Consider the following 15,192-nt stretch of genomic DNA (forward strand, 5'->3'; position numbering starts at 1 on the left):
CTATCTATTCATATCTCAACGACTCAATTGGATTCAATCTCGCCGCTTTGTTCGCTGGAAGCAAGCCGAATACAATGCCTAATATCATCGAGAATAATAGTGCTCCGATGATGACCGGCCATGAAAGAAGCGATGGCCATCCAGCAAAGAAGGAAATCAGAGTAGAGATCCCTCCGCCTAAAAGGATACCGATGATCCCGCCAATTAACGTCAGGATGATCGATTCAATGAGAAATTGAATGAGAATTTGCTGGCGGGTTGCACCGAGTGACTTACGAATCCCGATCTCGCGCGTTCGCTCTGTTACAGATACGAGCATAATATTCATGACACCAATTCCGCCGACAAAAAGAGAGATCCCTGCTATGCCGCCTATAATCATTGTCATAATACGTGTGATCTGACCAATCCCCTCTGCAATCTCTTCCATATTCATTACTTGATAGGCCTCTTCTGTATTCTTTCTTGCATTCAACAGTTGTACAGCTTCTTCTCCTGCTGCCTGCAGCTCTTCAAGCGACTCCGCTTGAATCGTCACTTGATTGAATTCACTCTTACTATAGACCGTCCGCCACGTCTCCCATGGCATATAAACTTCCTGCATACCAAAGGCAAACAATCCACTCGGTGCTTCAAGTACACCGATAACCTCCACCGGCTGATTAGCCACACGTATCACTTCGCCTACCGCCGACTGCTCGGGAAACAGCTCTTCATTAAGAGAATCTGAGATTAAAGCTACTCGACGTCCACCGAGAAAATCGGCTGGCTGCAGTGAAAATCCTTCTGCCACATTGAGCTGGTGAACATCCAGATACGTTTCGCTGATTCCATTAACGGAAGCATCACTTGTTTCTGTTTGGTAACGGATAGAGCTATGTTCATAGCTTGTCGCGACTACATTTGCAATGCCATCAACCGTCTCAATTTCACGGATATCTTCCAGGGTAAACGCAGGTTCATTCCAGATATTCGGATTCGTCTGCATCTCCTCATCCGATGGCATATAGAAAATTTCTGATGTATTCCCCTCTCCTGCAATCGAGGTCTTCAACATTTCCTCGCCGCCCTGACCGATCGCAACGACAATAATGACCGCGGCTACCCCAATTATGATCCCAAGCATCGTGAGAACAGAGCGCATCTTATGAGCTTTTATCGAGTTGATTGCCATTAAAATATTTTCTTTTACACTCATACTGGCTCTACCCCCTCTCACGGCTCACATGCGACGTTAACTCGCCGTCCCGCACATAGATGGTTCTCTTTGTGTACTCAGAAATCTCCGGCTCATGAGTGACAAGCGCAATCGTTGTCCCGCCTTCGTTTAGCTCTGTCAACAAATCCATAATTGTTTCACTCGTCTTTGTATCAAGAGCTCCTGTTGGCTCATCGGCTAAAATGATCGACGGTTCATTAACAAGTGATCTCGCAATGGCGACACGCTGCTTTTGCCCGCCAGAAAGCGAGTTAGGGAGATAATCCATTCGATCTTTCAGTCCAACAAGACTAAGTGCCTCCTCAGCCCGTTCTTCACGCTCTTTTTTTGAGAGACCTGCATAAATCATCGGCAGTTCTACATTTTTCTTCGCAGTTAATCTTGGCAGGAGGTGGAACTGTTGAAACACAAAGCCGATTTGTTGATTACGTACTTTCGCAAGCCCCTGTTCATCATAACTCGAGATGTCTTCTCCATTTAAAAAGTAGTGGCCGGTGCTAGGGGGATCGAGGCAGCCAATGATATTCATCAGCGTTGATTTTCCAGATCCAGACGGGCCCATAATCGCTAGAAAATCTCCCCGTTCAATGTCAAGATCAATTCCTTTTAAAATCGTCGTATCCTCTGCCCCAACACGATAGCTTTTCGTAATACCCTCCAGCTTAATCAAGGACAATCACTTCCGATCCATCACGAAGCCCTTCTGGAATGTCACTGATGATTTGATCAGACTCACTAAGGCCAGACCGAATTTCATAACGGCCATCAGAAGTCATACCAAGCTCCACTTCCCGCTCCACTGCTGCCCCCTCTACAATGGTGTACACATAGGCCGTATCATCAAGCTGCCGCACCGCTGAAATCGGCACCGTTAGGGCTTCTCTCTCATCTGACACGACATTTAAAATCACCTGGTACCCAGGACGCAGAGAGCTTGTGTCCCCTTCTTCTACTTTTACGGTGAACGGATACTTAATTCCTGTTCCATCTAGTTCATTTTGCGAAGGGAGAAAATCAATCTGATCGATCACACCCGTCCACGTTTGATCAAGAATGGCATCGGACGTAATGCCTACCTTCTGTCCTTCCTTAATTTCAAGGGAGTCATATTCAGATAGATCTCCGCTAGCTATAAACGACTCTGTCGAAGCGATCGTCACCTGCGCTTCTGTCCCTTCATCAATCTTTAGGACGACACCCGCAATCGGACTTTCTTCTGTTAGATTTTTCGTACGATTTTCAAGCTGTTCTTTTTGCTTTAACAGCTGTCTAAGGTCAAGGTTTGCTGCGCGTTTCTCATAGTCAAGCTGCTCATGCTCAGAGCGAAAATGATCTCTCGCCTCTTCTCGGCCTACATCATCTGCAAGCTTATTTCGTTCATCTGAAAGACGGTCTTCTTGCTTTCCGACTTGGTTAATCCGTAAGTAACCTGCTTCAATTTGAATGGCGAGCTGTTCTGATTCAAACTCAAGATCCTCACTTGTGTATTCAATCAATGGAGTTCCAGCCTCAACTGTGTCACCTTCCTCGACCAGTAACGTATAGTCTTCTTCCGCTCGTATTCGAATGTGCTCCATTTCTGCTAACTCCATCTCACCCGGCACCATGATTTCATGCTTCACCGTTTGAATCTCAGGAGCAGCCGCCTCTACGTCGAACGTGTCACTCCCCTGTGACTGCACGACAGCGATCGCTGTAAAAAGAATTACCGACAGGACAATAGCCGACCCAATCCAAACTTTCTTTTTCATCAATTTCACCTACACTCCAGCCGCTAAAAATCCGATTAATGCAGCACCTACCGTAATGATCAGCGTCACAACCCAAGCAGTAACGGGTTTCATTGAAGCGACAATACGCAGACCCATGGCCATTAGAATAATGCTCCAAATCGAAAACACTTCAAACAAGCTGACAAGCGAGTACATCGGATCATATGGATCAAAAAATACGGTCAGCCCCGTAATCATCTGAGCAGGATTTAAATTCAACGCTAACGTCAAAATGCTATTTAGGACTAATCCAATTCCTCCAATGAACATAATAAATACATTTAATGAAAACAACTGCTTAAATGTCGCATCACCCGCAGTCAGCTTCACCACAATCCACATGATAAAGGCACCGATCACCCCGCCAATCACAGGCATTAAGAGTGACGTGACAAAAGTGGACACACGAATAGCTGTTTCTGCTCCTTCAATCATAGCCATATCTTCAGCAGAGAGATCTCCCATCATCAATTGAAAATCAGCTAAAAACGAAAACAAGGCAGCCCACAAGGCATACACTGCTGTCACGATAAGAAGCGGTACAAGGACCTTTGGATTCTCACGCATACGACGGAACTGCTCCTGTGGCTCCGTAATAAATTTAAAGATGGATGGCTTTTCACCCTTCGGCAATTCTGGTTTGTTCTCTAATGCAGTTTCAGACATGCTGCACTCCCCCTATATCCTTAGTCAGTTTATAAACACCTCTCCTATTTACGCATAAATTGGAAAATAGTTTCAACAAAAGTCCCGATATTTTATAAATTCTTTATAAAATGAGTAATTATATAGTCCAAGTTATTAGGTGGATGATGGAACAACAAGGGGGACAGATTGCGCCACTTCACCCAGCTCCAAAAACCAAAAAAAGACTGACCCTCTAAAAAGGATCAGCCTCATACAATCATTGAGCAAAAGCTGCTTCCACCGCATCATATGCATTCACATATCCAGCTCCGACTTCCCATGACTCATAACCTGGCATCGGTGTCGCCGTCTCTTGTAATATCTCTTTCACCTCACTTGGAGTAAGCGAAGGATTTGCCTCTAGCAGCAGGGCAGCAATACCTGCTACATGCGGTGTTGCCATCGATGTGCCGCTCATCGTTGTATAAAACGGTAAATATCTCGCTTCAATTAATTGAATATCTTTTGGCGCAGAGATGACCGATAAAGGTGAAAGTACTCGTGTTGAGATGATATCGACACCTGGTGCTACAACAGTCGGCTCATCTTTCCATGTCCACTGCTCACCATCCATTTCAAACGTTCCCCCTTGATCAGAGCCTCTTGATGAAAAGTCAGCAAGGCTGCCATCCTTCTCACCAGCACCAACCGAGATGACCCAAGGTGCTTTTGCATATGGGTTATGTGTATTTTCTTCTGGACCTTCATTTCCAGCTGCAAATAATACCGTAATCCCGGCATCATAGGCTTTCTTGCTTGCCACATTAATTGGATGATGAGGATCAAAGTCCCCAGATCCGCCCCATGAGTTCGTGATGATTTGAATATTGTACTTATCTTGATGTTCAAGAGCATAATCAAATCCGCCAATACCATCAAGGACGAGCAGTACAGCCCCTGAGCCGTATCCGATTAGATCAGCACCAGGTGCTGCCCCTGCATATTTCCCGCCAGACATCACTCCCGTACCGCCAACTGTCCCAGCCACATGAGTCCCGTGTCCTGAATTGGTATCTGTGTTAATGATATTCTCTATATAAGAAATTGGGATAATACCTGTGCTTGATAAATAAGAAGTTCCTAACACATTTTGCACGAGATTCTTTTTAAACGTGTGGTCACCATGTGTACCATCGACGCCGCTATCGTTGACTAGAACACCGACACCTTCTCCAGTAACAGGAAGACCTCCGTTTTGCTCAGTAAAATTCTCGTCAGCCCTCACTTTGTTTACACCCGTGATCTCATTAGCATCCGCATTAAAATACTCAAGCCGCTCATTTAAGTAGATGGACTTCACATCATCATTCTCCGCTAATCTTTCTACTTGCCCTTTCGTAAGAAGGGCACCGACAATCGGCAAGTTGTTAAGCGACACTGCCGATGTGATATCAAGACGTTCCAGCAAAGATAAATGAGCAGCAGTCGGCTTGTCCTCTCCTTCAAATGTAACAATGACCTCAGCTAATGAATGACGATCTAGAGCAGCCCACACGTTTTCATCGACAATCGTAGACGAAGCCTCCGCTGATGGACCAGCAAACATAAATCCTTGTCCCAGCAAGAACACGATAAGCACTATACCTAAAAGCCTCTTCATAACAACACTCCTTTTATTTTGAGAATAGTAGGAAAACTCACTATTCTAGCTTCGCATACGAGCATTAATTTCCACTATTAGACAAATGTACGATTTTTTAGTTAATATTTATCAATTGTTAACACTAAAGTTTCATGAAGATAACATTTTGGCGGTAGGAAGTTTTTATAAAGAGACTATTCGAGAGTTGCTGGAGCGTTTGTTGCGGCGGGGATTGCGCCGGTTACCACTGTTATTTCGTGAGTGCAGAGAATATCGCGCCATTTCGGCCGCGATATGCGTGGGTTCACGGACTAATTGCGTCACTCTCCTCTTATTGCGTCGGTTCACGCCTTTTATGCGTCGGTTCAGCATCAAATTGTATTCACCTCGGCGATCATTGCGCCAATGCTCTCCGCTCGGCACTCGGCCAATGCTCAGCACACAGCCGTACAACACCACACAAAAACCCGCGCCTTTGGGGCGCGGGTTCCTTCCTACACTGCTCTCCTCTCGCGTCTAGCGCGGATTCGCTGGCGTGCATTCGACTGCAGCAAGTACAGTGCAGGCACGATAAACAATGTGAGCAGTGTGGAGAAGATCAGTCCTGAGACGATCGCTATACCGAGCGGCTTGAATAGCGTGCTGTTGCCGAGGGCAATCGGCAATAAGCCGGCAATCGATGTGAGTGAGGTCAAGACGATCGGGCGGAAGCGCTGCTTGGCTGCCATCATGACAGCTTCACGGGCATCCATTCCATCTTTTCTTCGCTGCTCAATAAACTCAATTAAGACAATTCCATTTCGGACGACAATTCCGGCTAGACTGACGGCTCCCATCATCGACATAAAGCCGAGCCCGGTCTGGGTAAGGAATAAGCCGATCAATGCTCCGGCAATCGCTAAATACACCGTACTTAAAATCAAAATTGGCAACGTCAGCGAGTAGAATTGAATCGCAATGACAATTAAGATCAAGAATACAACGACGATGAAAATTTGACCGATATCAATAAACACATCTGTACGGGCAGAAGTTTCTCCGCCGATTGACAGCGAGTATGCAGCGTTGTCTGCAGTGACTGCATCAAGGTCTGCACGAGCATCGGCTAAGATCTCATCACTAGAACGATCACTTGGATACGCACGTACTGTAATCGTCGGCACCGTATTCGCATGCGGGATACGCGGCTCTGTGGTGACCTCATCAACTGTGACAAGGTCGCTGACAGCAAGTCGTTCACCAGTGATGCCTTCTACCGTGATCTCATCTAGCACATCAACTGATAGAGGCCCTGTATTGGCATAAACCATGCGCATATCAATCAACTCACCCGGCTGCTGGAGCTGCCCAAGCGGCAAGCCTTCTCCGACTAGACGCAGCGCCGTTGCAAGATCATCACTTGCGACTCCGTTCTCTTCAAGCGCGTCACGGTCTGGTGTGACTTGGATCGTTTCTACATCTTCACCGACATCATCATCAACGCTTGCGACCCCTTCTGTGGAAGCAAGGATTTCTTTCACTTCATCAGCCATTTCACGGAGCGTGTCAAACTCTTCGCCGCTCACTTCTATCGCAATCGGCGCGCCGACTGGCGGACCGGATTCAATCATCGATACATTAATATTAGAGGCTTCAGGGAACGCGTCTGGCATCGTTTCGTTCCACTCGTTCATTGTCTCGCGTGTCGAGAATTGCTCGCGGTCTATGAACACAAGGAAGTTCGCTGCATTTTCACCAGCTGCTCCGCCTCTTCCTGCCCCAAACAGGCGCGGGATATCTGTTCCGACATAGGTTGAAACCGAACGGACATGATCGACATCATACAGCCATGCTTCGATTTCTCTTGCTTGCTCTTCAGTAGCAGATAGTCCTGTTCCCTCAGGCAAGGTTACCTCAACAAATACTTCCTCACGGTCTGTGTCTGGGAAAAACTCAAGCGGGATAAACGGAATCAGCGCATATGCTGCTGTTCCGAGCAGGAACCCAGTGATTACAACTAAGAGCGGGCGCTTTGTGACGCCTCTCATCATTCGATTTCCGTAGAAGCCAGCAGCCTTATCAAACGTGCCACCTAAAAATCCGGCCGGCTTCCTCTCGGTTCTTGTAGTAGGCGAAGCCGTTTTTTCACGGATGGTTCGGTAAATTGGTATTAAGAATAATGCCACGAGTGTCGATGCGATCATTGTCGCAATTAACACGGCTGGCAGCGGGCGGATAAATCCACCGGCGCCTCCTGGCAGAAGCAGGAGCGGCATGAATGTGAACACAACGGTTAATGTTGATGTCAGTACAGATACTGCCACTTCCTTCGTTCCGTTAATTGCAGCTTCCATCGGCTTATCACCCATACGTAAGCGGCGTTCGATGTTCTCATTGACTACAATTCCATCATCGACCAATATTCCCAAGGCAATAATAAAGGCAATCAAGGAGATTTGGTTTAAGTCGACGCCGATAAATGGCAGAATGATCGCTCCTAAGCTTAAAGAGACAGGAATCGCTAGAGCCACACTTAACGCTGTTGAGACATTAAGCCCCAGTGAACAAACAATTAATACGGAGACAACGGCGATCGCAAATGAAATCGCAAGGTCACGGAACAGCTCATTTACAAGATCTGCCTGGGTGTACAATAACGTCATTTCTACACCGTCTGGCAGCTCTGCTTCCATTCTATCTACAAAGCTGTCGAGTTCCGTTTGAGCGCTTGTCACACTTGCTCCTGATTTCAGATAAAACGTAAGCGAGATTGCTTCTTCCCCTTCAAAGGCAACTTGCTCTGTAACTGGCTTGAACGTTTCATTGATAGTCGCGACATCACCAAATTGGATGATGTCTCCTTCGGCATTTGCTCCTACAGGAAGAGTTTCAAGGTCTGAGAGATTCGTAAATGTCTCAAGTTCTACGCGGTAATTATAGTCATCGGTCTTCCACTCACCTGGCGGAACCGCGCTGACCTCGCCGTTTAAGACACCAATAAGCTGATCGGTTGAAATATTCTCATCCGCGAGCGCCTCTGGGTCTACTTCTATTAAAATTTCCTTTTCAAGCGTCCCTTGTGTCTGCATAGAGACGATATCCGGAAGCTCATTTAACCTAGTATTCCAGCGGTCAAGCATCGCATCAACTTCCGGCACAAGATCAGAATTATCGAATGTCAGCTGATAGGTTGCGAGTCCTTGTGTGGAAAGCTCATTATTAAACATCGGCGCATTCGCATCATCAGGAAATTCTGCAGAGGCATCGTTTACGCGCTGACGGACTTCGTTCCACACTTGATCGACATCAAGGCCTTCTTCAAGCTCTACTGTGACAAAGGAGAGACCAGGACTTGAGACAGAGGTGAGTGAGGCAATTTCCTGCATTTGTGAGAGGTTTTCCTCAAGCAGGTCGGTCACATTTTGTTCCACCTGTTCACTAGATGCCCCTGGATACACCGTCATTACTTGGGCAATTGGCGGGTTGAATTCTGGGATTTCACGCTGAGGCAGCTGCAGGAAGCTCAGCACCCCGACGAGAGTAAACATTAGAAAGAATAGAATAGTAATTTTGCGTTTTCGTATCAGCCAAGAGATCATCGGCTTTTCTCCTCTCACATTTCAAGGTTTATTATATTTTTGGACGAACATTGTACATTTGTTATACAAGATTGATTATACAAAGGGAACGTGAAAAGCACAAATGATATCCTCTGAAAAAATATACAAAAAGAAGGTTCGAACAGTCGAACCTTCTTTCTTATCTTATGGATTCAAGAAATTAATCGTGTAGTAAGGAGTCTCACCATTCCATGCAACCCCTACACCTGCTTGCTTAAATGTTGTACCTAATGTATTCGACCTGTGACCAGCAGAATTCCAAAGTGCTTCATGTGCATAAATCGCATCACTATGAGAAAAAGCAAGGTTCTCTCCTGCTTGCGAATACTTTATTCCAGCACGGTCTAACCGGTCAAATGGGGTTTCATTTGCTTGATTAAAATGGTTAAAGTATCTATTCTCAGCCATATCCTCGCTGTGATCGCGTGCCACATTTGAAACGGAGTCATTCCAACTAAGCGCCTTCTCTCCTTCACGAACGCGGACGGCATTGGTCAGCAAAAATAATTGACGTTCATAATCGCTGATTTTAGCAGCTGGATCAGCACCTACATAGCCTGCCTTCTCAAGCTCTGCTTCTTTCTTTACAATCTGTATTGCGGTTGCTTGATCACTGTGTTGTTTGTCGTAAAAGACGGTGACATATGCGCCTTTGTGATCAAAGGTATCACGGTTTGAGCCGTCTATGCGATAGACTTTTTCTCCTTTTTTAATCGTTTGAAGAGGTGTTCCAAGCAGATTGCGTATTTGTTCTCTCGTATACGTTGATTTTTCGTTGTTACTGCCGATCATTGAGATATGATTCGTATAAAGGGCCGTCACTTCATTTTTATTAATTCCAATTTGCATATAGCGGTCATAGCCTTCGTGAAACACATGCCAATCAAATGAATAGCTGCTTGCTAATTGCTCTAATGAACCTCCGAGTAAGGATTCAACTTGATCCATCGTATCTCCAAGCTGAATATTGCCTACTTCAAGCTTAATCTCTTGTGCCGAAGGGGTAAGTTTATCGTTTGATTCAATATATACGGTTCTTGTCTCCTGATCCCATCTAACCATGGCGCCTAGCGATTCTGACACAAAACGAAGCGGGACATAAGTGCGTTGCTGATAGACATACGGAGCGATAGCCAGAGTCTTATTTTCCCCATTAACAAGGGCTGTGTGTGATCCGATTGTTAGAAGGATTTCTGTACCTTCTCTTGTGGCGGTCACTGTTCTTGTCGCTTGATCCCACTTGATTTTAGCTCCTAACTCTTCAAAAATAACCCGCATCGGAAGCATGGTTGTTCCTTTTTGCACCTGTACCGGGGCATTCATATCTAATTGATGATCATTCATCATCACGTTAATAGGCTGATAAGCACCTGCTGTTGGATTATGTATTAGAAACACCATCAAAATAAACAAGAAAAATATAAGTACTCTCTTCATCTCACACACTCCCTTCTCACTAATATGTCCCAGCTAGCAGTCTATGATATCTATATTTCATTGTTTCCCATATTTGAAAAACGTAAACTCAAATCTATGACAATCTCAAAAAGTTCAAAAAATAAATTGACGAATTTTTCCACTAGCTATACGCTACTATTATAGTAAACCGTTAAGAAGGGTGTGGATTCAATGTCCAAAAGGTCTATCTTTTTGTCCTTATTTTTAAGTTTCATAGTAGTTGTCTTAATTCCTTTTTCAAATGAGGTAAATGCCTCAAATATTGTAAATCCAAAGCAGGTTTATTCATTTGAACAAATGGAAAGAGACATTGTTCGATTAGCCGAAACGTACCCAGAAATCATTGAATATAAGGTAATTGGAGAAAGTGAGTATGGCAGACCAATTTATGCGGTAAAGCTCGGGAATGGTCTATCAACTTCTTACATAAATGCATCAAACCATGCTCGAGAATGGATTTCAACGAACCTTACAATGAATATGATCGATCAATATGCCCAGGCCTATAGATCTAATCGTAATATTGGCTCTTACAACGTAAAAAATATCCTAGACTTTCATAGCTTTTGGTTTGTCCCGATGATGAACCCTGATGGAGTAACCCTTCAGCAAAGAGGTTTATCAGCGTTTCCATCAAGCGCTCATAGTGCACTTATAACGATGAATAACGGAAGCCTTTCCTTTCAACGCTGGAAAGCAAATGCTCGCGGAATTGACCTAAACAGACAATTTAATGCGAATTGGAATAACTTAGCTAATGATCCTGGGCGGCCTAGCTGGTCTAATCATCGTGGGAGTGCTCCTCATACTGCCAAAGAGGTAAAAGCTGTGTTGTCCTTAACAAATGAGATTGATCCTGAAATGGCTGTTTCTTATCACAGCAGTGGAGAAATTTTATTTTGGAACTTCCACCAGTCTGGTGCTCAACTCACTCGTGACCGCCAGCATGCTAGAGCAATCAGCAGCATGACCGGCTACACCATGATGGGTGTTCCTTCACGTACAGGCGGAGGCGGTTATACAGACTGGTTTATCCAAGAGTATAAGCGTCCAGCTTTCACACCAGAGCTGGCACCTTATGTCGGCAATACGCATGTCCCACTTTCATACTTTGACCGGATTTGGAACCAAAACCGTCAAGTAGGGCTTTATGTGGGACTCAACAGCCATCGAGCCTTCATGTCACGCTTTGAAGCAAGAAAATTACCAGTCAGCCTTGAAGTAAATGGGAATAATTTAGGTCAAACAAGCGGAGCTTTTTCTGTACAAGGAAGAACCCTCGTACCTGTTCGAAGTATTTTTGAAGAGCTTGGAGCCACTTTAAGATGGGATTCCCGAGCTAGAAAAGTATACGTTACTAAAGATGACATAAGCATTGAAATTCCTATTCATAAACATGAAGCTATAGTAAATGGTCAAAATGTCTCACTTGATGCGCCTGCAATGCTGCTTGATGGAAGAACTTTTGTCCCCCTACGCTTCATTAGTGAAGCTATTGGAGCAAATGTACAGTGGAATCAACAAACAAGACATGTAAAGATCACATTAGAGGAAGCTGTGCAAATGACGGAAGAACAAGTTACTATTGATGCTGACGCAGAAGCAACAGAACTAGATGAAGAAGGCAGCTACTCCCCAACTTCTGATGTCGATGAAGACACGGAAGCTCCCTCTGATGATACAGACGACCATAAAGAGGAATCTACTTTAACTGAAGAAACGTCAGAAGAAATAACAAACGACTAAAAGTAGCCTAAACCAAGTCTTTTTAAAACAAATAGACTTGGTTTTTATTTCTGTCTTTTTTCTGTTACCTCCCATTCCTTAACATGGTATAATTTAGTAGTTTATTAGGTTTATATAAATAGATCTTTACGATCAGGAGGATCAATCCATTGAATAAATTGTTACAAATAAGTATTTTTATAGTCTTGTTGCTTATACTTGTATTCCCAAGTACGAATGTATTTGCCTTTAGCTCCCTGCAAAATGTATATATGTTTGAAGAACCATATATCGTTGAGCATAAAGGTAGTGCCTCTCTTCTGCCAGGAACTATGCTTACTCATAATAATCAAAGCTATATTCCTTTACGTGATGCAGCTAATTTATTTGACCTTGAAATAACAAGCAATGCTTCAGGTATATTTCTAGAAAGTAGAACATCAAGCAGTTCGATTCACATTAACTCAAGCTTGAATCATCCTCTTCCTAAACAAACTATACCGTCTAATGATTTTGTTTCCTTTTCGATCCCTATTGGAGCTCATGCCGGTGCTGTTTTAGAAAGCGGCCAGGATCGGCCTAGCTTCACAAAAAATGCAAATGCAGCCCTTTATCCAGCAAGTACAGTTAAAGTAATGACAGCCTTATTAGCCATAGAAAAAGGTAACTTATCAGACCGCGTTGTCGTTGGGCCAGGGGCTGCTACGGTACCCTTTGACAGCTCAAAGGCGGGTGTTCGTCCTGGTGATGTGATGACTCTTGAACAATTATTGCACGGCTTAATGCTCCCCTCTGGAAATGACGCAGCTGTAGCTATTGCTGAACATATAGGAGGAAGCCATTGGCAATTCGTTCAAATGATGAACCAGCGCGCAAGAGAGCTCGGTGCGACAAATACTACTTTTATGAATGCACACGGGTATGATCATCCTAGCCAAAAAACGACTGTCTCTGACCTTGCTAAAATTGGAGCAGAGGCAAGTAAACATCCTGAATTTCTAAAATTAATAAGCACACCAACGTATGCTACCACTTATCGAAATCGAGCTGGCAGCCCGGTTCATAAAGTATGGAGAAATACAAATCAAATGTTGCATAACCAAGCTTATCGTCACTCGAGTATCATTGGTGGTAAAACAGGATATACAAGTGTTTCAAGGCATAATCTTATCTCTTTTGCTGAAGCAGGAGGTTCAACTTATACCACCGTTATTTTACGAGGGGAGCGTACTCAGCGCTATTATGATACAACAAACATGCTCTCACGTGCTATTTCAGCAAGACAGCAGTTTGATCAATCAAATAAAAAGCAAGTTCGTGTCCTGCCTTTAAGCTCATCTATTCTCTATAATAATCAGCCAGTAAATCTTGAAAACCAAGCCTTTATGTACAACGGTACGACTTATATTCATACGGATCTATTAAGTCTTTTTTCAAATGCTGTTACTACTGCCTCTGTATCTTCAGTACAGCAAATGCATGCTGCTGTAAATGGAGAAATCATTGGTTTTGATCTGACGCCGCCTGTACTTAGTTCTGGCAGAATGCTCGTACCGATTCGCGCTATTTTTGACTTCCTAGAGCTGGATGTTCATTGGGACGCTTCTACTCAAACGGTCACAGGGTCTAATCGTGATACCGTAATTGAGCTGCGAGTAAATCAAACAACTGCTAAGGTTAATGGTACGACTCATACCCTTGATGTACCAGCTACAGTAGTGAATGGACGAACCCTCGTACCAATTCGTTTTGTAGCAGAATCTACCGGCTCAACGATTGACTGGGGACGCGCTCGTGTACTTTATCTAAATTAAAAAAATGAGAGCCAAGAGAATATCTCAAGGCTCTCATTTTGATGTATTTCTTCTGTGATTTTGAGGAACTATCTAAAACTTCACTTGAACCCCTATTCTATTGTACATGCTATGATATAGTAATAAAGAAATTATTATTTTTATAATGGAAGTGAAAATATGGCAATACAAAAAAAAGCACCTATCTATGAACTCAATGTTGTGCGCGGCCTAGCTATATTAGCTGTTTTAATGGTCCACGCTACGTCAATAGCTGCCGTCACGCTTGATACAACAAGCATGTCGTTTTTTGCATACAATGCATACAACACGTTTTTCCGTTTCGGAACGGCTACTTTTATCTTATTAAGCAGTTTTGTGTTATTTTACAGCTATTATCATAGGGATATTTCACGATCGCTTGTGACGAATTTCTATAAAAAACGCATGCTGTATATCCTTATACCATATTTCGTTTTTTCACTTATTTACATCACGGTCAATTCTCGGATGTTCAGCAACTATGCTGGCTTTAGTGATTTTCTTAATGATTTTGGAAACAAGCTTATGATGGGCAGTGCACATCCGCACTTATATTTTGTCTTTATTAGTGTGCAGTTTTATTTATTGTTTCCTCTTTTCTTAGTATTTTTAAAGAAGTTCCCAAAAGTAGTAAAGCATCTTATTTGGATTGGCTTTGTTATACAATTCGCATACTCATTACTGAACCATTTTTATATCAAATATCCATATGTAGGAAGTATCTCTCTTTCCTATATGTCACATTATTTAACGGGTGCTTTTATTGGAATCTATTACGAATCAATAAAACAATGGTTTTCAATGAAAGTTCGTCCTTTCTTCAGCAAACAACGGTTAGTCATCCTTGGTATTGCAGCAATCTGGGTATTCGCTGTTATTGGACATATTTACCTGTACTATATGCAAAGAGCACATGGAGTGAGTTTTGATTCAAAAATCTTCCATTTGTTCTGGAGTTTACACACCTATTTCAGTGCCTTAGTCACTATTCTAATTGGTCATTGGATTTATAAATTCGGAAAACCTTTTATCGTCAATTCTTTAACGTACCTTGGTATGCTATCATTTGGAATTTATTTAATCCATCCACTGTTCCTGCTCTTCTATAGACAATATGTCTATTTTGGAAATGAAATGTGGCAGTATCATTTATGGATCTTTAGTTGCTTTGTTATTGCTTTAGTAGGCTCTATCTTAGTAGTACACCCTGTCCTTTACAAGATGAAAGGCGGATGGATTTTCTTTGGAGCTCAACCTAAACGTCTAAAAGCCGAGACAAAAGCTAACGCCAAACAGCTTAATTAATTATTGGAAA

General features: G+C 43.4%; 10 protein-coding genes. 3 read left to right on the top strand and 7 right to left on the bottom strand.

What is annotated here, in order from left to right:
• Window positions 1–4: 4 nt before the first annotated feature.
• The 7 genes from BPOF4_RS17240 to BPOF4_RS17270 all read right to left on the bottom strand — a co-directional run bounded on the left by BPOF4_RS17240 (window position 5) and on the right by BPOF4_RS17270 (window position 10,296).
• Window positions 5–1,198 carry an ABC transporter permease gene (locus tag BPOF4_RS17240; protein ID WP_012960509.1) on the bottom strand — a complete coding sequence of 398 codons (1,194 nt, stop codon included), beginning with the start codon at window positions 1,196–1,198 and terminating at the stop codon, window positions 5–7.
• A 7-nt stretch (window positions 1,199–1,205) separates the two neighbouring features.
• A complete protein-coding gene (locus BPOF4_RS17245; protein ID WP_012960510.1) occupies window positions 1,206–1,889 on the bottom strand; it encodes an ABC transporter ATP-binding protein in 684 nt (227 codons plus the stop codon).
• Window positions 1,882–2,970 carry an efflux RND transporter periplasmic adaptor subunit gene (locus BPOF4_RS17250; RefSeq protein WP_012960511.1) on the bottom strand — a complete coding sequence of 363 codons (1,089 nt, stop codon included), beginning with the start codon at window positions 2,968–2,970 and terminating at the stop codon, window positions 1,882–1,884. The genes BPOF4_RS17245 and BPOF4_RS17250 overlap by 8 nt, the downstream gene beginning before the upstream one ends.
• Window positions 2,971–2,979: 9 nt before the next feature.
• Window positions 2,980–3,657 carry a YknW family membrane protein gene (yknW, locus tag BPOF4_RS17255; protein WP_012960512.1) on the bottom strand — a complete coding sequence of 226 codons (678 nt, stop codon included), beginning with the start codon at window positions 3,655–3,657 and terminating at the stop codon, window positions 2,980–2,982.
• Window positions 3,658–3,895: 238 nt separating this feature from the next.
• Window positions 3,896–5,278 carry a S8 family serine peptidase gene (locus BPOF4_RS17260; protein WP_012960513.1) on the bottom strand — a complete coding sequence of 461 codons (1,383 nt, stop codon included), beginning with the start codon at window positions 5,276–5,278 and terminating at the stop codon, window positions 3,896–3,898.
• Between the two features lie 476 nt (window positions 5,279–5,754).
• Entirely contained in the window at window positions 5,755–8,838 is a 3,084-nt protein-coding gene (locus BPOF4_RS17265; protein ID WP_012960514.1) for an efflux RND transporter permease subunit, read from the bottom strand.
• 165 nt (window positions 8,839–9,003) lie between these two features.
• A complete protein-coding gene (locus BPOF4_RS17270; RefSeq protein ID WP_012960515.1) occupies window positions 9,004–10,296 on the bottom strand; it encodes a stalk domain-containing protein in 1,293 nt (430 codons plus the stop codon).
• A gap of 192 nt (window positions 10,297–10,488) precedes the next feature.
• Between BPOF4_RS17270 and BPOF4_RS21295 the strand changes: the two genes are divergently transcribed.
• The 3 genes from BPOF4_RS21295 (at window position 10,489) to BPOF4_RS17285 (ending at window position 15,182) form a co-directional block, all read left to right on the top strand.
• On the top strand, window positions 10,489–12,063 hold the full coding sequence (locus BPOF4_RS21295) for a M14 family zinc carboxypeptidase (RefSeq protein WP_012960516.1): 1,575 nt from the start codon (window positions 10,489–10,491) through the stop codon (window positions 12,061–12,063).
• Window positions 12,064–12,212: 149 nt separating this feature from the next.
• Window positions 12,213–13,856 carry a stalk domain-containing protein gene (locus tag BPOF4_RS21300; RefSeq protein WP_012960517.1) on the top strand — a complete coding sequence of 548 codons (1,644 nt, stop codon included), beginning with the start codon at window positions 12,213–12,215 and terminating at the stop codon, window positions 13,854–13,856.
• Between the two features lie 159 nt (window positions 13,857–14,015).
• Entirely contained in the window at window positions 14,016–15,182 is a 1,167-nt protein-coding gene (locus tag BPOF4_RS17285; protein ID WP_012960518.1) for an acyltransferase, read from the top strand.
• The last annotated feature ends 10 nt before the right edge of the window (window positions 15,183–15,192 follow it).

The sequence above is a fragment of the Alkalihalophilus pseudofirmus OF4 genome (assembly GCF_000005825.2).
GTDB lineage: Bacteria > Bacillota > Bacilli > Bacillales > Bacillaceae_D > Alkalihalophilus > Alkalihalophilus pseudofirmus.